At 70.7% G+C, this 17,206-nt stretch carries 15 protein-coding genes and 1 pseudogene; 6 read left to right on the top strand and 10 right to left on the bottom strand.

Translation table 11 applies throughout. The annotated features are described in order from the left end of the window. Window positions 1-223: 223 nt before the first annotated feature. From ACZ6K0_RS32710 to mscL, 6 genes are all read left to right on the top strand, one after another. Complete coding sequence (locus ACZ6K0_RS32710; protein WP_376402806.1) at window positions 224-1,816, top strand: potassium/proton antiporter; 1,593 nt, start codon at window positions 224-226, stop codon at window positions 1,814-1,816. A gap of 251 nt (window positions 1,817-2,067) precedes the next feature. Further along, on the top strand, window positions 2,068-3,339 hold the full coding sequence (locus ACZ6K0_RS32705; RefSeq protein WP_469233254.1) for an MFS transporter: 1,272 nt from the start codon (window positions 2,068-2,070) through the stop codon (window positions 3,337-3,339). A 68-nt stretch (window positions 3,340-3,407) separates the two neighbouring features. Next, the gene (locus ACZ6K0_RS32700; RefSeq protein ID WP_376402811.1) at window positions 3,408-3,752 is read left to right on the top strand and encodes an FmdB family zinc ribbon protein; all 345 of its coding nucleotides are present in this window, start codon (window positions 3,408-3,410) and stop codon (window positions 3,750-3,752) included. Between the two features lie 115 nt (window positions 3,753-3,867). Then, on the top strand, window positions 3,868-4,713 hold the full coding sequence (locus ACZ6K0_RS32695; protein WP_469233252.1) for an S-methyl-5'-thioadenosine phosphorylase: 846 nt from the start codon (window positions 3,868-3,870) through the stop codon (window positions 4,711-4,713). Between the two features lie 134 nt (window positions 4,714-4,847). Then, complete coding sequence (locus tag ACZ6K0_RS32690; protein WP_469233250.1) at window positions 4,848-5,378, top strand: hypothetical protein; 531 nt, start codon at window positions 4,848-4,850, stop codon at window positions 5,376-5,378. Between the two features lie 72 nt (window positions 5,379-5,450). Beyond that, a complete protein-coding gene (gene mscL, locus ACZ6K0_RS32685) occupies window positions 5,451-6,020 on the top strand; it encodes a large conductance mechanosensitive channel protein MscL (RefSeq protein WP_376402820.1) in 570 nt (189 codons plus the stop codon). 19 nt (window positions 6,021-6,039) lie between these two features. Here the strand turns inward: mscL and ACZ6K0_RS32680 are convergent, their stop codons facing one another. The 10 genes and pseudogenes from ACZ6K0_RS32680 to ACZ6K0_RS32635 form a co-directional block, all read right to left on the bottom strand. Continuing rightward, the gene (locus tag ACZ6K0_RS32680; RefSeq protein WP_469233248.1) at window positions 6,040-6,261 is read right to left on the bottom strand and encodes a hypothetical protein; all 222 of its coding nucleotides are present in this window, start codon (window positions 6,259-6,261) and stop codon (window positions 6,040-6,042) included. Between the two features lie 85 nt (window positions 6,262-6,346). Further along, the gene (locus tag ACZ6K0_RS32675) at window positions 6,347-6,763 is read right to left on the bottom strand and encodes a hypothetical protein (protein ID WP_376402825.1); all 417 of its coding nucleotides are present in this window, start codon (window positions 6,761-6,763) and stop codon (window positions 6,347-6,349) included. Continuing rightward, complete coding sequence (locus ACZ6K0_RS32670; protein ID WP_376402828.1) at window positions 6,760-7,428, bottom strand: QcrA and Rieske domain-containing protein; 669 nt, start codon at window positions 7,426-7,428, stop codon at window positions 6,760-6,762. Before ACZ6K0_RS32670 ends, ACZ6K0_RS32675 begins: the two co-directional genes overlap by 4 nt. Further along, entirely contained in the window at window positions 7,425-8,024 is a 600-nt protein-coding gene (locus ACZ6K0_RS32665) for a 4Fe-4S dicluster domain-containing protein (protein ID WP_055642974.1), read from the bottom strand. Before ACZ6K0_RS32665 ends, ACZ6K0_RS32670 begins: the two co-directional genes overlap by 4 nt. 7 nt (window positions 8,025-8,031) lie before the next feature. After that, on the bottom strand, window positions 8,032-10,356 hold the full coding sequence (locus ACZ6K0_RS32660) for a molybdopterin oxidoreductase family protein (protein ID WP_469233245.1): 2,325 nt from the start codon (window positions 10,354-10,356) through the stop codon (window positions 8,032-8,034). Next, window positions 10,353-11,513, bottom strand: coding sequence for an MFS transporter (locus ACZ6K0_RS32655; RefSeq protein ID WP_469233243.1), 1,161 nt, complete (start codon window positions 11,511-11,513; stop codon window positions 10,353-10,355). Before ACZ6K0_RS32655 ends, ACZ6K0_RS32660 begins: the two co-directional genes overlap by 4 nt. 67 nt (window positions 11,514-11,580) lie before the next feature. After that, complete coding sequence (gene pflA, locus ACZ6K0_RS32650) at window positions 11,581-12,366, bottom strand: pyruvate formate-lyase-activating protein (RefSeq protein WP_376402841.1); 786 nt, start codon at window positions 12,364-12,366, stop codon at window positions 11,581-11,583. Between the two features lie 80 nt (window positions 12,367-12,446). Next, on the bottom strand, window positions 12,447-14,717 hold the full coding sequence (gene pflB / locus ACZ6K0_RS32645) for a formate C-acetyltransferase (protein WP_469233241.1): 2,271 nt from the start codon (window positions 14,715-14,717) through the stop codon (window positions 12,447-12,449). A 175-nt stretch (window positions 14,718-14,892) separates the two neighbouring features. Beyond that, window positions 14,893-16,326 (bottom strand): MFS transporter, encoded by a 1,434-nt coding sequence (locus tag ACZ6K0_RS32640; protein ID WP_469233239.1) that lies wholly within the window; start codon window positions 16,324-16,326, stop codon window positions 14,893-14,895. Window positions 16,327-16,469: 143 nt separating this feature from the next. Next, window positions 16,470-17,087 (bottom strand): annotated as a pseudogene (locus ACZ6K0_RS32635) (nitrite reductase (NAD(P)H) small subunit); the annotation flags it as partial. Window positions 17,088-17,206 lie beyond the last annotated feature (119 nt).

Here is a 17,206-nt window from a genome sequence, read left to right as displayed (position 1 = left end):
GGGAGCAACCTTAGGCGCAGCCCCCGGAGGGCCCGGACTCGGTGTCAGGAAGAGAACCGTACTGATGAGCGGGCCGATGCAAAGGAGGCGTCAAGAAAACGTTAAAGATTAGGTAAGGTAACGAAGTGTCGGCCGCTGGAGGAACGATCCAGCTGCATGCGAGGGGAAGGATCGGCCACTGACTGTCCACCAGCTCAACGAACTCCTGCTCATCTGCTCCCTCGTGTTGCTGATCGCCGTCGCGGCCGTACGGATCTCGTCCCGGAGCGGGCTTCCCAGCCTGTTGCTCTACCTCGGGATCGGGATCGCGATAGGGCAGGACGGCATCGGCAACGTCGCCTTCGACAACGCCGAACTGACCCAGGTCATCGGCTACGCCGCCCTCGTCGTGATCCTCGCCGAGGGTGGCCTCGGCACGAAGTGGAAGGAGATCAAGCCGGCCCTGCCCGCCGCCGTCGTCCTCTCCACCGTCGGGGTCGCCGTCAGCGTCGGCATCACGGCCACGGCCGCCCACTACCTCGTCGGTCTGGAATGGCAGCAGGCGCTGATCATCGGCGCCGTCGTCTCCTCCACCGACGCCGCGGCGGTCTTCTCCGTCCTGCGGAAGGTGCCGCTGCCGTCCCGGGTCACCGGTGTCCTGGAGGCCGAGTCCGGCTTCAACGACGCCCCCGTCGTCATCCTCGTCGTCGCCTTCTCCACCGCGGGACCCGTCGACGCCTGGTACGTCCTCGTCGGCACGATCGCCCTGGAGCTCGCCATCGGCGTCGCCGTCGGCCTGACCGTCGGCTTCCTCGGCGCGTACGGCCTCCGGCACGTGGCCCTGCCGGCCTCCGGCCTCTACCCGATCGCCGTCATGGCCATCGCGGTGGTGGCGTACGCGGCCGGCGCCCTGGCCCACGGCTCCGGCTTCCTCGCCGTCTACCTGGCCGCGATGGTCCTCGGCAACGCCAAGCTGCCGCACGCCCCCGCCAACCGCGGCTTCGCCGAGGGGCTCGGCTGGATCGCGCAGATCGGCATGTTCGTCCTGCTCGGCCTGCTCGTCACCCCGCACGAGCTCGTCCACGACTTCTGGCCGGCCGTCGTCATCGGCCTCGTCCTGACGATGGTCGCGCGGCCCATGGAGGTCCTGGTCAGCCTGGCGCCCTTCCGGATCCCCTGGCAGGAGCAGGCCCTGATGTCCTGGGCCGGCCTGCGCGGAGCCGTCCCCATCATCCTCGCCACCATCCCGATGGTGTCGCAGATCGAGGGCAGCGAGCGGATCTTCAACATCGTCTTCGTCCTCGTCGTCGTCTACACCCTGGTCCAGGGCCCGACCCTGCCCTGGCTGGCGAAGGCGCTGAAGCTGGGCGACTCGGCCGAGGCCGCCGACCTCGGCGTCGAGTCGGCTCCCCTGGAACGGCTGCGCGGGCACCTGCTCTCCGTCGCCATCCCCGAGGGATCGCGGATGCACGGCGTCGAGGTCGCGGAGCTGCGGCTGCCGGCCGGAGCGGCGGTCACCCTCGTCGTCCGCGAGGAGACGAGCTTTGTACCGGGGCCCGCGACCGTCCTGCGGCGCGGCGACGAGCTCCTCGTCGTCGCGACCGACCCGGTGCGGGACGCCACGGAGCGGCGCCTGCGGGCGGTCGGCCAGGGCGGCAAGCTCGCCGGCTGGCTCGGCACGGGCGGTGCCGCGCAGGTCAGGACGCACGCGGGTACGGCGACGCGCTTCCACCTGCCGGGCGGACACGCGACCGGACAGGGAAGTGGCCACGGAAGCGGGCGCGGGAACGGTCCCGAGCACTCCACTCGTGGGCCCGAGAAGAAAACATCCGGTTAATCGCAGGCATTAATTCAGGTGCGGGAGCGTTTTCCCAGGCGGGAAGACGCTCCTCCCTGTACCATGAAGGCACACCTGATCGAACCAACTCTGCCTGACGCAGAGCTGGCGCGACCGTATGGCGGCCGAGGCGCCCCTCCACCGTGGGGCCGGCCCGGTATCTACCGCAGTAACGCGCATGAGGACAGCTCTCGGCGACACCCGCACCACCGTGCCGGGGCGCGCTACCAGGCGGCAGAAAGGCCAGGACCGTGGCGTCCACGGTCATCTCGGACAAGCGGCCCGGCTACGGGCAGCTCCTGCGCACACCCGGTGCGCTGTCCTTCCTGCTTCCCGGGTTCGCCGCCCGGCAGCCCTTCGCGATGCTGACCATCGGCATCGTGCTGCTCGTCCAGCACACCACCGGCTCCTTCGGCAGCGCGGGCGCCGTGGCCGCCGTCACCGGCGTCTCCATGGCGCTGTTCGCCCCGCAGAGCGGCAAGCTCGCCGACCGGTACGGCCAGCGCGCCGTCCTGATCCCCGGCGTCCTCGTGCACACCGCCTCGGTCTCGCTGCTCGTGGTCCTCGCCCTGTCCGGCGCCCCGCTCTGGGCGCTGTTCCTGGCCGCCGTGCCCGCCGGCGCCTCCGTGCCCCAGGTCGGACCGATGGTCCGGGCCCGGTGGGCGGCGAAGCTCGACGGCAAGCCGCTGATGCCGACGGCCGCGGCCTTCGAGTCCGTGACCGACGAGTTCACCTTCGTCGTCGGCCCCGTCCTCGCGACCGCCCTGTGCACCGGCGTCCACCCGGCCGCGGGCCTGATCGCCGAGGCCGCCCTCACCCTCGTCGGCGGCCTGTTCTTCGCCGCGCAGCGCGCCACCCAGCCGCCGTTCGGGATCTCCGCGGCCACCGCCGCCGGCCCGCACCGCTCGGCCCTCTCCATCCCCGGCGTCCGCGTCCTGATCGTCGCCTTCCTCGGCATCGGCACCGTCTTCGGCGGCATGCAGGTCTCCCTGACCGCCTTCACCGAGGAGATCGGCAACCCCGGCGCCAACGGCCTCCTGTACGGGGTCTTCGCCGCCGGCAACATGCTCGCGGGCATCGCGATGGGCGCCGTCGCCTGGAAGACCGGCCCCCGCCGCCGCCTGATCCTCGGCTACGCCGGCCTCACGGTCGCGGCCTCCCTGCTCTGGACCGCGCACTCGGTGCTCCTCCTCGGCGCCCTGGGCCTGGTCGTGGGTCTGTGCATCGCCCCCGCCCTGATCACCGGCTACACGATCGTCGAGACGCTGATCCCGGCGTCGGCCCGTACCGAGGCCTTCACCTGGCTCACCGGCGCCGTCGCGCTCGGCCAGGCCGCGGCCGTCACGATCGCCGGCCGCCTCGCCGACTCCCAGGGATCGAGCGCCGGGTTCCTGGTGCCGATGGCGGGCACCGTGCTCGCCCTGACCACGCTCCTCGCCCTCCGGTCGCGGCTGAAGCCGCGCGAGACCAGCCGGGTCGCGGCACGTGGTATCGGTCACCGCGTGCCGGTGGCGGTGGACTGAACCCACGGAATACGTCAAGATGGATCGTCGTTAGCACTCGATGAGTGTGAGTGCCAGGAGGAAGTCACGTGCCGACCTACCAGTACCAGTGCACCGAGTGTGGCGAGGGCCTTGAGGCGGTCCAGAAGTTCACCGATGACGCGCTGACCGAGTGCCCCAGCTGCCAGGGACGCCTGAAGAAGGTGTTCTCGGCCGTCGGCATCGTCTTCAAGGGATCCGGCTTCTACCGGAACGACAGCCGCGGCTCGTCGTCCAGCAGCTCGCCGGCCGCGTCGAAGTCCTCGACCCCGTCGTCTTCGTCCTCGACGTCCTCGACGTCGGATTCAAAGCCGGCCGCGTCGTCGTCCTCGACCTCTGCCGCGTCGTCGTCTTCTTCGTCGTCGAGCGCCGGAAGCTCGTCCTCGGCCGCCTGATCCGTTCTCTTCACCGAGGGCCCTGTCGCGTGTACGCGACGGGGCCCTCGGTGTTTCCCGCCTTCGGTGTTTCCCGGCCCCGGTGTTTCCCGGCGCCGCGCATAGGGTGACCGCCATGACGACCCATGGTGCGTACGCGGACATCGGCGTGATCGGCGGCTCGGGCTTCTACTCCTTCCTGGAGGACGTCACGGAGGTGTCCGTGGACACCCCGTACGGCAGCCCCAGCGACTCCCTCTTCCTCGGCTCGATCGCCGGCCGGCAGGTCGCGTTCCTCCCCCGGCACGGCCGGGGCCACACCGTCCCGCCGCACCGGATCAACTACCGCGCCAACCTGTGGGCGCTGCGCTCCGTGGGCGTCCGGCAGGTCCTCGGGCCCTGCGCCGTCGGCGGGCTCCGCGAGGAGTACGGGCCGGGCACCCTCGTCGTACCGGACCAGCTCGTCGACCGGACGAAGACCCGGGCGCAGACGTACTTCGACGGGGAGCGGCGGGCCGACGGGGCCGTACCGAACGTCGTCCACGTGACCTTCGCCGACCCGTACTGCCCCGACGCGCGGCGGGTCGCGGTCAAGGCCGCCCGGGGGCGGGACTGGGAGCCGATGGACGGCGGCACGATGGTCGTGGTCGAGGGGCCCCGCTTCTCCACCCGGGCCGAGTCGCGGTGGCACGCCGCCGCCGGCTGGTCGGTCGTCGGCATGACCGGGCACCCCGAGGCGGTCCTCGCCCGCGAACTGGGCCTCTGCTACGCCTCGCTCGCGCTGGTCACGGACCTGGACGCGGGCGCCGAGACCGGCGAGGGCGTCTCGCACACCGAGGTGCTGCGGGTGTTCGGCGAGAACGTGGAGCGGCTGCGGGAGGTGCTGTTCGACGCGGTGGGCGCGCTCCCGGCGACGATCGACCGGGACTGTCCGTGCACCCGGGTGCACGACGGCTGGGACCTGGGGATCGACCTGCCGTAGCGCGGTCGAACCACCCGCAGGGGTGAGGGAGTTGTCCACAGGCGGCGGGTGATCCCCAGGCCGGAGCGGGGATCCGGCGAGGCCGGGAGAGTGGGGCGTGGCCCTTCTCCCGACCAGGACAGGCGGTACCCACGATGACGACCACCAGCGCTTTCCTCTCCCCCGTTCCGGCGCAGTGCGTCGTGCCGGCCTTCGAGCCCGTACGGAGTCGGCGCGGGCGGCGCGGACCGCTCAGGGCCCTGCGCCGGGGGCGGCGCGCCCCGGTCGTGCTGCTCGCGTTGACGGTCGCCGCGCTGGCGGCGGCGACGGCCTCCCACTCGGGTGCTTCGCCGCCGGGGGCCGCCGTGGCGCCTCGGGCGCGGCCGCCCGCCGCCGGCCTCGCCGTACGGCTGGTGTCCGCGCCGGTGCGGATCGCCGACGCCGAGACCGTACGGCTGCTGCGCGCCGGCGACCGGGTCGACGTGATCGCCGCGCCCAACTCCCCGATGGGCGGCGCCGGTGAGGCCCGCGTGGTGGCGACGGGCGCCCGAGTGGCCGAAGTTCCGCGCTCGGGCGAGGATCGTTCGGACGGAGGGGCACTCGTCGTCCTGTCCGTGCCACGGTCGACCGCGGCGGCGCTGGCAGGTGCCGGTGTCACGTCCCCACTGGCGGTGACACTGTGCTGATTCGCACTGACTCACTGTCAAGTCACCGGTCCGTGTGTACGGATTGGACGCCTCTGCGCCGTTCACGGCGTAATGGCTCCGCACACAGCACACCTGACGAGAACGAAAGGCACTTCGGTGGCCGAGAAGAAGGAAAGCTTGCTCGGAGGCTTCAAGGCCTTCTTGATGCGTGGCAACGTGATCGACCTGGCGGTCGCGGTCGTGATCGGCGCCGCGTTCACCAACATCGTGAACTCGGTCGTCAAGGGCCTCATCAACCCGGTCGTCGGTGCCTTCGGCACGAAGGACCTGGAGAGCTACTCGTCCTGCATCAAGGGCAGCTGCGTGGTGGTCAACGGCGAGGTGCAGGGCGTCCAGCTCCAGTGGGGCCTGGTCCTCAGCGCGGTCCTGAGCTTCATCATCACCGCGGGCGTCGTCTACTTCCTGATGGTCCTGCCGATGGCCAAGATCCTCGCCAAGCGTGCGGCGCACGACAAGGCGAAGGAAGGCGTCGCGGAGACCATGGAGATCAGCGAGCTGGAGGTGCTCAAGGAGATCCGCGACCACCTCGTCGCGCAGCGCGGTCCGTCCACGGGGACGGGCACGGGCACGGGATCCGGTTCGGGCTCCGGCGGCGGCACGGGGACGCACCCCACCTCCTGACCGGCGGAGCACGCCGGGATCAGAGGTGGTGCGGCGGCTTCTCGTCGAGGAAGCGCGCGAGGTCGGCGGCGCTGTCGCTGCCGTCCGGAGGCCGCTCGCCCCACCCGCGGTCCGTGTCGTCCGCGGACTGCTGGTCCAGCGGATCGTCGAAGACGAGTACCGGCTTCGGTGTGTTCTCGGGGGTGAGTCGGGAGCCGGGCTGCTTCGCGTCTCGCGGTCCGTGGGCGGGGGCGGTACTCATACGTTCAGGGTACGCCGCTCCCCCCGCCCCGTACCCCGCCTCGTACGCCTCTGATCAGTGGGCTTCGGCTCAGCGGTCCTTCGGCTCAGCGGTCCTTCGGGTCGATGAGCCAGATGCCGAGCACGACCAGGAACGACAGGACGAGGAAACCCGCACCCCACCACGCGGTGCCGGTGTCGCCCGTCATCCACTCGTCCACCACGATCGTCAGCCCCCAGAGCTGGCCGATGACGACCGTGAGCGCCAGCGCGAGACGGGCGGACAGCTTCGAGGAGCGCTCCGGCTCCTGCTCCGTGCCGGCTCCCGGGCCCGGACCGGTGTGCCGGATCCGCGGGTCGCCGTAGCCGCTGGTGGGCCGGATCTGCGGATACCGCTCGTGCACCGGCCGGTTCAGGCGCGGCTGGGCGCTGCCGGGGGTGTAGGCGGGCGGGCGCGGAGGCTCCGGCGCCGCCGGGGCGGCTTCCGGTGCTCCCGGGTCTCTCGGGAACGGGGTCTCGCTCATGTCCGCTCACTCCTCTCGGCCGGCTTCCGGCCGGGGACGCCCGGGACGGCCGGGCCGCCTGCGCCGAAGCCGGGGCAGCCCGGACGGTCGTCGCCGTTCTGGCGGCAGAAGCCCTCGACGGCGCTCTCGCCCGAGCGGGCGGTGCCGACGGCCCAGACGCTGCCGTCGACCTGCTCGACCAGAATCACCTTCGGCAGGCCCCTCGGCGGCGGGCCGGCGGTGACCTCGCCCGTACGGGCGTCGAAGATGCCTTCGTGGCAGGGGCAGTACAGCTCGCCCTCGCTGCCCCGTTCCTTGCGCCACAGCACGGCGCAGGCGAGGTGGGTGCAGACGGCGGAGTATCCGGCGAGGGTGCCGTCGTCCATCCGGACGGCGATGGCCCTGTCCTCGTCGCCGGGGTAGCGGAAGGCGAGCGACTCCCCCGGCTCGATCCGGTCGGCGACCTTCTTGGCCTCGGGCGCCCCTTCGCTGTCGCCGTGGCGGTGCAGGATGCCGGAGGCGACGGCGACGCCGCCGACGGCCAGGCCGCCGGAGACGGTGGCGACGATCCGCAGGTAGTCGCGGCGGGTGGTGAGGGAGTCGGCGGCGATCCGGTCGCGCAGCGCCTCCTGGGCCGCGTCGGCGCGGGGGTCCGGCGCCGGCGGCTGGGGGTCGGTGACGCTCATCGGACATCTCTTCCGTTGATCTCGACGACGGGGAGCCCCCCGGGGACCGGCCACTGGACCTTGTCGGCGGGGACGACCATCGCGACGCCGGTGGTGACGGTGGTCGTGCCGAAGGTGAAGGAGTCGGCGACCTGGACGCCGGGGCGTTCGGCCTGGAGCTCTTCGAGGGTTCCGTAGAAGAGGGCGCCGGTGGGGCAGACGGTGGCGCACATGGGGGCGAGGCCGTAGGCGGTGCGGTCGTAGCAGAGGTTGCACTTCATCTGGAGCTTCGCCTGGAGGTCGATCTTGGGGACGCCGAAGGGGCAGGCGTTGACGCAGTTGGCGCAGCCGATGCAGCGGGTGGTGTCGGCCTGCTGCACGACGCCGTCGGCGGTCACGAGGATCGCGTCGGCGGGGCAGACCTCGGCGCACGGGGCGACGGGGTCCTCGCAGTGCATGCAGACGGTGGGGAGGGAGGCGACGGAGTGGCCTTCGTCGGGGTAGTCGAGGTGGATCATCGACTTGCCGCGGTGGGAGTCGCATTCGCGGCAGGCGGAGACGCAGGCCTGGCAGCCGATGCAGCGGCCCGGGTCGATGAAGATCGTGCGGCCCATCATGTGCGGGTCAGCTCCTCTCCGCGGTACCGCGGCCCTGGGGGGAGGTCGGGGGCAGCGGGTCGGTGCGGGAGACCTGGGTCTCCGGGTAGGCCTGCTGTCCGGGGGCGGTGGGCGGTGCGGGGACCTCGTCGACGCGTTCGGCTGCCTCGATGCGGGCGGCGCAGACCTTGTACTCCGGGATCTTGGAGCGCGGGTCGAGGGCGTCGATGGTGAGGGCGTTGGCCGAGGTGGGGACGGGCCAGTGGTAGGGGATGAAGACGGTGTCGGGGCGGATGGCCTCGGTGACCAGGGCGGGGAAGACCTCGCTGCCGCGGCGGGTGACGACGCGGACGGGGTCGCCGTTGCGGAAGCCGTGGGAGGGGTGGACCTCGACCCAGGGGCGGGGGGTCTGTTCGACGAGGGCGCCGAGCCGGCGGGTCTGGTTGCCGGAGAGGAAGTGGGCGACGGTCCGGCCGGTGGTCAGCGAGAGGGGGTACTCCTCGCTGTACGGGTCCATGGGCGGGTGCCACTCGACGACCTGAAGGTGGATCCTGCCGTCGGGGTGGTAGGTGGTGCCGTCCTCGAAGAGCCGCGGGGTGCCGGGGTGCTCGGTGGTCGGGCAGGGCCAGGCGATGCCGCCGGTCTCCTCCAGACGCTCGTAGGTGATGCCGTAGTAGTCGTTGACCGTGCCGGCGGAGGCGATGCGGAGCTCCTCGAAGACGGAGCGGGAGTCGGGGAAGTCGAACTTGTCGCCCGCGCCGAGCCGTTTGGCCAATTCGCACATGACCCAGGTGTCGGTGCGGACGCCGGCGGGGGGTTCCTGGGCCTTGTTGTGCTTGACGACCCTGGCCTCGGCGTTGGCCATGACGCCTTCGTCCTCGGCCCAGACGGTGACGGGGAAGACGACGTGGGCGTTGGCGGCGGTCTCGGAGAGGAAGAAGTCGAACTGGGCGTGGAATTCGAGGGTGTCGTAGCCGTCCTTGACGGTGGCGTAGTTCGGGAGGGAGACGAAGGGGTTGTTGCAGATGCCGACGAGTCCGCGGATCTCCCGGCGCTGCATCTGCCAGACCATCTCCATCATGGAGGTGCCGGCGAGCGGGAGTTCGGTCTCGTCGACGCCCCAGATCTCGCAGATCTGCCGGCGGTGCTCGGGGTTGGTGATGGAGCGGCCGCCGGGCAGGAGGTCGGACTTCTGGCCGTGTTCGCGGCCGCCCTGACCGTTGCCCTGGCCGGTGATGGTGCCGTAGCCGGCGCCGGGCTTGCCGATGTTCCCGGTGGCGACGCAGAGGTTGATGATCGACAGGCAGTTCTCGACGCCCTGGGAGTGGTGCTCGACGCCGCGGGCGTGCCAGGCCATGCCCTTGCCCGCGCCGGCGAACATGCGGGCGACCTGGACGATCTGCTCCTCGGGTACGCCGCAGATCGTGGCGGAGCGGGAGGGCGGATAGTCGGCGACGGTCCTCCTGACCTCTTCCCAGCCGGTGGTGTGGGCGGCGAGGTAGGCCTCGTCGGTGAGACCTTCGGCGACGACGACGTGGAGGACGGCGTTGAAGAAGGCGGAGTCCGTGCCGGGCTTGAGGGCGACGTGGACGTCGGCGGTGCGGGCGATCGCGGTCTCGCGGGGGTCGACGACGATGAGGCTGGCGCCCCGGTCGCGGGCTCCCCACAGGTACTGGGTCATGACGGGGAAGCACTCGCCGACGTTGGAGCCGGCGATGAGGAGGCAGTCGGTGAGGAGGATGTCGGAGAAGGGGTTGCCGGCGCGGTCGATGCCGAAGGCGAGTTTGTTGGCTCCGGCGGCGGAGACCATGCAGAGGCGGCCGTTGTAGTCGACGTGCCGGGACTTGAGGGCGACGCGGGCGAACTTGCCGACGAGGTAGGTCTTCTCGGAGAAGAGGCTGGCGCCGCCGAGGAGCCCGAAGGCGTCGTTGCCGTACTCGCCCTGGATGCGGCGGATCTCGGCGACGGTGTGGTCGAGGGCCTCTTCCCAGCTGACCTCGCGGAACTCCTCGTCGCGGTTGCTCCGCATGAGGGGTGCGGTGAGCCGGTCGGGGTGGTTGACCTGCTGGTAGGCGTTGATGCCCTTGGGGCAGAGCCGCATGCGGTTGATGTCGTGGTTGCGGGGCTCGACGCCGAAGACCTTGCCGCCGCGGTCGACACGGAGGTACATGCCGCACTGGACGCCGCAGAAGCAGCAGTGGGTGGGGACGAGCGTCTCGCCGTTCTGGTCGGCGCGCCAGCGGTCGGCGGGGATGCCCCCGGCGTCGCGGAAGGCGCGGGTGCCGGGCGGGGCGAGGGAGGGGTCGAGCGGCAGCGCCTGCCCGGAGATGGTCGCGGGGTCGGTCGCGGTCACTTGAAGCCCTTCTTGACGTGGTCGAGGTAGGCGGTGCCGCGCAGGACGCGCTTGCAGCGGGGGCAGTACTCGGTCCACTCGTCGAAGCCGAGGTCGAGGTCGCGCATGGTGCCCTGGAGGTTCTCGACGTAGGGGGCGGTGTCGATGGGCTCCTGGCAGCGGCGGCAGGCGAGAACGGTGTCGGCGGCTCCGCCCTTGTCGCGGGAGGTGTACTTGAAGAGCTGCATGCCGACGGCCGCGGGCCGCTGGACGATGTGGAAGAACTTCCCGAAGGGGATGTAGATGAGGGTGAAGACCACGGACACCATGTGGAGGATGGCGAGGAACTCGTAGCCGCCGCCGTGCAGGAAGATCGACGAGAAGGTGAGCAGGAGCCCCGTCACGGAGATGACGATGAGGGCGAGGAGCGGCACCAGGTCGTAGGCGAACCGCTGGCCGGTGATGGCCGCGCGGTCCTTCATGCGGCGCCGGAGGAAGTAGGAGGCGCCGGCGATGACGAGGACGGCGGCGATGTCGAGGCCGTGGAACATGAGCCAGCCGAGGACGCTGAGGGCGTCGAAGCCGATGACCTTGAAGCCCCAGATCCGCATCTCGTAGCCGGGTCCCGAGCCGGTGGACGAGGTGAAGGTGAACCAGCCCCAGGTGAGGGGGAAGGTGATCGCGGCGGCCAGCAGACAGCCCCAGAAGACGAGCTGGTGGGCGGCCCAGCGGGCGTGGGAGCGGGCGCCGAGGAACTTCTGGAAGCCGAGGTAGGTGGCGATCATCCGGGGCAGGGCGGTGGGGGCCTTGCGGAAGTTCGCGGCGGAGAAGAAGGAGCCCCAGCCCTTCCGGAAGAGGCGTCGGGCGCCGGGGGCGGAGACCCAGACGGTGTACCGGTAGGCGACGCCGAAGGCGAGGAAGACGGTGGCGACGGCGTACGGCAGGAGGGCCGAGTCGAAGTCGCGGAGCAGTCGGCTGCCGAAGACGATCGCGAGGATCAGGAGCACGGAGACGAGGGTGCCCGCGACGGCGGCGCGGCGGCGCACGTCGGCGGGGGTCTGCGGCGCGCGTCCGCCGGCCTCGGGTTCTCCGGACGTGAGGGCGCCGGGGGCGGGGGCTCCTGCTGCCGGGTCGCCGGGGGCTGGGCTCGGATCGGCTGTCTGGGGTGGCTCGGTCACGCGGCCACGGTAAGGGCGTGCGTACCGTTTCGTCCTGTTTTGCGAGGTGGCGGGGTGAGTGCGTCGCTCAGACGGCGTGCAGGCCGTGGGAGCGGAAGATCTCGCGGGCCTCGGCGACCTGCTCGGGCGTCGGGGACGGGGTGTCGTGCAGGGTGAACGGCTTGGCGAGTGCTTGCCACTTCGCTTCGCCGAGCTTGTGGAAGGGGAGGACGTCCACGCGGGAGACGTTGCCGAGGCCGGCGGCGAAGGCGGCGACTCCCTCGACGTTGGCGGGGTCGTCGGTGAGCCCCGGGACGAGCACGAAGCGGACGTGGACCTCCTGGCCGAGGTCGGCGAGGCGCCGGGCGAAGTCCAGGGTCGGCCGCAGCGGCCGCCCGGTGACCTTCTTGTACGTGTCCGGGTCCCAGGACTTGATGTCGAGAAGGACCAGGTCGGTGTCGCGCAGCAGGGCGTCGGTGGCGCGGACGCCGAGGAAGCCCGAGGTGTCGAGGGCCGTGTGGAGGCCGAGCTCGTGCTTCATCCGGTGCAGGAGCTCGCCGGTGAAGACGGGCTGGAGGAGGGGCTCCCCGCCGGAGAGGGTGGCCCCGCCGCCGGAGGCGGCGATGAAGCGGACGTACTTGCCCGCCTCGGCGATGACGTCGTCGGCGGAGGTGCGCTTGCCGTTGCGCATCCTCCAGGTGTCGGGGTTGTGGCAGTAGAGACAGGTGAGGGGGCAGCCGGAGAGGAAGGTGACGAAGCGGGTGCCGGGTCCGTCGACCCCGGTGGACAGGTCCCAGGAGTGGACCGAGCCCTCGGAGGGCCGGTGGGTCGCCGCGGCGGCCGGGGTGGCGGGTCCGACGGTGAGGCTGGTCATGGCAGGGCCTCCTCAGGAGGGTGTCGGGCGCGACCCGGGGCCGGGGGTGAGGGCCGCCGGCCCCGGGTGCGTCGAGGGGGCTACAGGGAGCCGTGGAAGGTGCGGTTCAGGACGTCGAGCTGCTGTTCGCGGGTGAGCCGGACGAAGTTGACCGCGTATCCGGAGACCCGGATGGTCAGCTGCGGGTAGTTCTCCGGGTGCTCCATGGCATCCATGAGGACGTCGCGGTTGAGGACGTTGACGTTCATGTGGAAGCCGTCGCTCGCCATGTAGCCGTCGAGGACGCCCGCGAGGTTCTTGATCCGCTCCTCGGGGGTGCGGCCCAGGCCGTCGGGGGTGACGGTGTTGGTGAGCGAGATGCCGTCCTCGGCGTCCTCGTACGGGAGCTTGGCGACCGAGAGGGCCGAGGCGACGTAGCCGTGGGTGTCGCGGCCGTTCATCGGGTTGGCGCCCGGCGAGAAGGGTTCGCCGGCGCGGCGCCCGTCGGGGGTGTTGCCGGTCTTCTTGCCGTAGACGACGTTGGAGGTGATGGTCAGGACGGACTGGGTGTGCTCGGCGTCGCGGTACGTCGGGTGCTTGCGCACCTTCCGCATGAACTCCTCGACCAGCCGGACCGCGATCTCGTCGACGCGCTCGTCGTTGTTGCCGTACGCCGGGTACTCGCCGTCGATCACGTAGTCGGTCGCGAGGCCGGTCTCGTCCCGGACCGGGGTGACCTTGGCGTACTTGACGGCGGCGAGGGAGTCGGCGGCGACGGAGAGGCCGGCGATGCCGCAGGCCATGGTGCGGCGCACGTCGCGGTCGTGGAGCGCCATCTCGATGCGCTCGTAGGCGTACCGGTCGTGCATGTAGTGGATGACGTTCAGGGCGTGGACGTAGACGCTCGCGAGCCACTCCATCTGCTCGTCGAACTTGGCCATGACCTCGTCGTAGTCGAGGACCTCGGAGGTGATGGGGCCGCTCTCCGGGCCGACCTGGGCGCCGGACTTCTCGTCGCGGCCGCCGTTGATCGCGTAGAGGAGGGTCTTCGCGAGGTTCACGCGGGCGCCGAAGAACTGCATCTGCTTGCCGACGGGCATCGCGGAGACGCAGCAGGCGATGGCCGTGTCGTCGCCGAAGCGCGGGCGCATCAGCTCGTCCGACTCGTACTGCACGGAGGAGGTGTCGATGGAGACCCGTGCGCAGAACTCCTTGAAGCCCTGCGGGAGCCGCGGCGACCAGAAGACGGTCATGTTCGGCTCGGGGGCCGGGCCGAGGTTGTAGAGCGTCTGGAGGTAGCGGAAGGAGGTCCTGGTGACCAGCGGGCGGCCGTCCTCGCCCATGCCGGCGATGGACTCGGTGACCCAGGTGGGGTCGCCCGAGAACAGCTCGTCGTACTCGGGGGTCCGCAGGAAGCGGACGATGCGGAGCTTGATGATGAAGTCGTCGACGAGCTCCTGGGCCTGCTCCTCGGTGAGGAGACCGGCCTCGATGTCGCGCTGGAGGTAGACGTCGAGGAAGGTGGACGTCCGGCCGAGGGACATCGCGGCGCCGTTCTGCTCCTTCACGGCGGCGAGGTAGGCGAAGTACAGCCACTGGATCGCCTCGCGGCCCGTGGTGGCGGGGGCGGAGACGTCGTGGCCGTAGGAAGCGGCCATCGCCTTGAGTTCGCCGAGGGCGCGGATCTGCTCGGAGAGCTCCTCGCGGAGGCGGATCGTCTCCTCCAGGGAGCGGTTCCCGGCGGGAAGGGCGTTGAGCTCCTCCTTCTCCTCCTTCTTCACCGCGATCAGCCGGTCGACGCCGTAGAGCGCGACGCGGCGGTAGTCGCCGATGATGCGGCCGCGGCCGTAGGCGTCGGGGAGACCGGTGACGATGCCGGCCTTGCGGGCGGCGCGGATCTCGGGGGTGTACGCGTCGAAGACACCGGCGTTGTGGGTCTTGCGGTACTCGGTGAAGACCTTCTCAAGCTCCTCGGAGACCGGGTAGCCGTAGGTCTCCAGCGCGCCGGCGACCATGCGCCAGCCGCCGTACGGCATGATCGCGCGCTTCAGCGGGGCGTCGGTCTGGAGGCCGACGATCAGGTCCTTGTCGCGGTCGATGTAACCGGGCGCGTGGGCGGTGATGGTGGAGGGGATGTCGTACGAGACGTCGTGGACGCCCTTGGCCCGCTCCTCCGGGAACTTGTCCGTGATGGCCTTCCACACGGCGGTGGTCCGCTCGGTGGGGCCGGCCAGGAAGGAGTCGTCGCCCTCGTACGGGGTGTAGTTCTGCTGGATGAAGTCGCGGACGTCGACGCCGTCGCGCCACAGTCCGCCCTTGAAGCCCTTCCAGGCCCGCTCGGTCGTCGTTGCCTCAGCAGGAGTTGCAGTCACTGCCCGCACCGCCTTCTTCGATTCATTCGATCGCGTCGTTGCTTACCTCCATTTCACTCCTTTTGATCGATCATTCCGGTCGGCATTGGTCACCGGTCGACGGGCTTTGGTCCTGTTCCGGGTACGCCGGAAGGCCCCGCCGTGGCGGGGCCTTCTCCTGGAGGGAAACACACACTCAGCTGGGCGCCTCCGCGCTCTTGCGGGCGTAGAACCACCAGGTCACGACCATGCAGCTGAGGTAGAAGGCGACGAATCCCCACATCGCGCTGGTCACGGCCACCGAGCCGAAGAGGGCCGGGATGAAGAAGAAGCCGTAGGCGGCGATGGCCGAGGTGAAACCGGTGACGGCGCCGGACTCCATTTCCGCCTGCTTCAGCGCCCTTGCGTATTCCGGAGTTCCTTCCTCAAGGCCCTTGAGGTGGGTGCCGCGGAAGATGACCGGGATCTGGCGGAAGGTGGAGCCGTTGCCTATGCCGGAGAAGAAGAACGCGGCGAGGAAGCAGAAGAAGAAGCCGTAGAAGGAGCCGCCGTCACTGCCCGAGGGCAGGAAGTCGATCACGCCGACGAGGGAGACGGCCATGCCCACGAACGACAGGATCGTGACCCGCGCGCCGCCCCACTTGTCGGCGATCCAGCCGCCGCCCCAGCGGGCGAGCGCGCCGACGGCCGGGCCCATCCAGGCGTAGGTGGCGACGGAGTAGTCCGGGAACGTGGTCTTGATCAGCATCGGCAGGGCGGCGGCGAAGCCGATGAAGGAGCCGAAGGTGCCGACGTACAGCCAGGTCATCAGCCAGTTGTGCTTGCGCTTGAAGATGATCTTCTGCTGGCTGAAGGGGGTGGAGGCCACCTTGAGGTCGTTCTGCCCGAACCAGGCGACGGCGGCGAGGATCAGCAGGATCGGGACCCAGAGGAACGCGGCGTTCTGCAGGTAGACGGGGGTGCCGTCGGCCTTGTGCTGGGCGGAGCCGATCGCGATGGTCGACCAGGTGATGACGATCGGGGTGAGGAGCTGGACGACGGAGACGCCGAGGTTGCCGAGACCGCCGTTGATGCCGGTCGCGCTGCCCTTCTTCGCCTTGGGGAAGAAGAAGCCGATGTTGGCGAGGGAGGAGGCGAAGTTCGCGCCGCCGATGCCGCAGAGCGCGGCGATGGCGACCATCACGCCGTACGGGGTCGTCGGGTCCTGGATGGCGATGCCGAGCCAGATCAGCGGCACGATCAGGACGACCGTCGACAGCGCGGTGAAACGGCGCTGGCCGACCATCGGGCCGAGGAAGGTGTAGAAGATCCGGGCCGTGCCGCCGGTCAGACCGGGGATCGCCGTCAGCCAGAACAGCTGGGAGGTGGAGAAGCCGAAGCCGACGTCCTTCAGGTTGGTCGCGGTGACCGACCAGACCTGCCAGACGACGAAGGCCACGAGCAGGGCGGGGACCGCGATCCAGAGGTTGCGGGTGGCGACCTTCTTGCCGATGGACTTCCAGAAGAGCTCGTTCTCGGGCTCCCAGTCGGTGATCGGCTTCCCGGGGCGGTACTGCTCCGTGTCGTACGACGGAGCGGGCCCGCCCGTCCTTCTGCTGCCCTGGTCCTGGGACTGGACTACGGAACTCATGGCGCTTCCCTGCCTTTTCGGCTTTCGGCTGTCTGCTTTCGCCTGTCGGCCCTTCGCGGACTTTCCTTGCTCTTCCAGGCTGCGCCCCGGCATGAAGGGGAAGTGAGAGCCGATGGTCGCCGGACGGGCGGGCGTAGGTCCCGTCAGCGGGAGGCCGGAGGGACCGGCAACACCGGCAGGGACACCTCCGGGTCGTCCAGGCACGCCCCGGTCCGCAGGTCGAACTCCTGCTTGTGCATCGGGGAGGCCACCACCGGCACCCCGCCGCGGCTGCCCATGATCCCGTCCGCGATGACGTCGGCACCCGAGAGCGGGTCCCGGTTCCCCACCGCGTACACCGCGCCGTCCCCGTCCCGGAAGAGCGCCGCCTCCGTGCCGTCCGCGAGGACGGCGGCGCGCCCGCGCCCCGGCTCCAGGAACTCCACCCCGGCGACGTGCGGCGCGAAGCGGGCCAGGGCCGCGGGGTCGTCGAGGACGGCCTGCCACTCGTCGCGGTACGCGGCGACGTGCCGCTCCATCTGCGCTTCGAGCTCCGCGCCGATCCCGAGGGAGTCCTCGATGAGGACCTCCTTGAGGTGATCGGTCCCACCGAGCCGCTCCAGCCACGCCGAGGTGCGCTCCAGGCGCTCCCCGGTCCGTACGTAGTACATGAGGAAGCGGTCGATCAGCGCGAACAGCTCGGCGGCCGACAGGTCGGAGGCGAGCAGGTCGGCGTGGCGGGGGCTGGTGCCGCCGTTGCCGCAGACGTAGAGGTTCCACCCTCGCGTCCGTCCCGGACACCTGGGCGGTCGGGGAGCCGCTCGCCGGCCATCCGCGCCTGGCCGGGCTCGTGGTGGCGCGGTACGCGCGGGCAGCGGAGGGAGCCGTCCCCGGGTGCGTA

The organism is Streptomyces sp. NPDC042346, from assembly GCF_055581845.1.
The sequence above is the reverse complement of the archived record's forward strand: the minus strand, read 5'-3'. Positions and strand labels throughout refer to the sequence as shown.

Bases quoted from the DNA above. Each gene is read 5' to 3' on its own strand.
- ACZ6K0_RS32675 (WP_376402825.1), bottom strand. From the start codon at position 6,763: ATGAGCGAGACCCCGTTCCCGAGAGACCCGGGAGCACCGGAAGCCGCC.
- ACZ6K0_RS32690 (WP_469233250.1), top strand. From the start codon at position 4,848: ATGACGACCACCAGCGCTTTCCTCTCCCCCGTTCCGGCGCAGTGCGTC.
- ACZ6K0_RS32670 (WP_376402828.1), bottom strand. From the start codon at position 7,428: ATGAGCGTCACCGACCCCCAGCCGCCGGCGCCGGACCCCCGCGCCGAC.
- ACZ6K0_RS32665 (WP_055642974.1), bottom strand. From the start codon at position 8,024: ATGATGGGCCGCACGATCTTCATCGACCCGGGCCGCTGCATCGGCTGC.
- ACZ6K0_RS32640 (WP_469233239.1), bottom strand. From the start codon at position 16,326: ATGAGTTCCGTAGTCCAGTCCCAGGACCAGGGCAGCAGAAGGACGGGC.
- pflA (WP_376402841.1), bottom strand. From the start codon at position 12,366: ATGACCAGCCTCACCGTCGGACCCGCCACCCCGGCCGCCGCGGCGACC.
- ACZ6K0_RS32680 (WP_469233248.1), bottom strand. From the start codon at position 6,261: ATGAGTACCGCCCCCGCCCACGGACCGCGAGACGCGAAGCAGCCCGGC.
- mscL (WP_376402820.1), top strand. From the start codon at position 5,451: ATGGCTCCGCACACAGCACACCTGACGAGAACGAAAGGCACTTCGGTG.
- ACZ6K0_RS32695 (WP_469233252.1), top strand. From the start codon at position 3,868: ATGACGACCCATGGTGCGTACGCGGACATCGGCGTGATCGGCGGCTCG.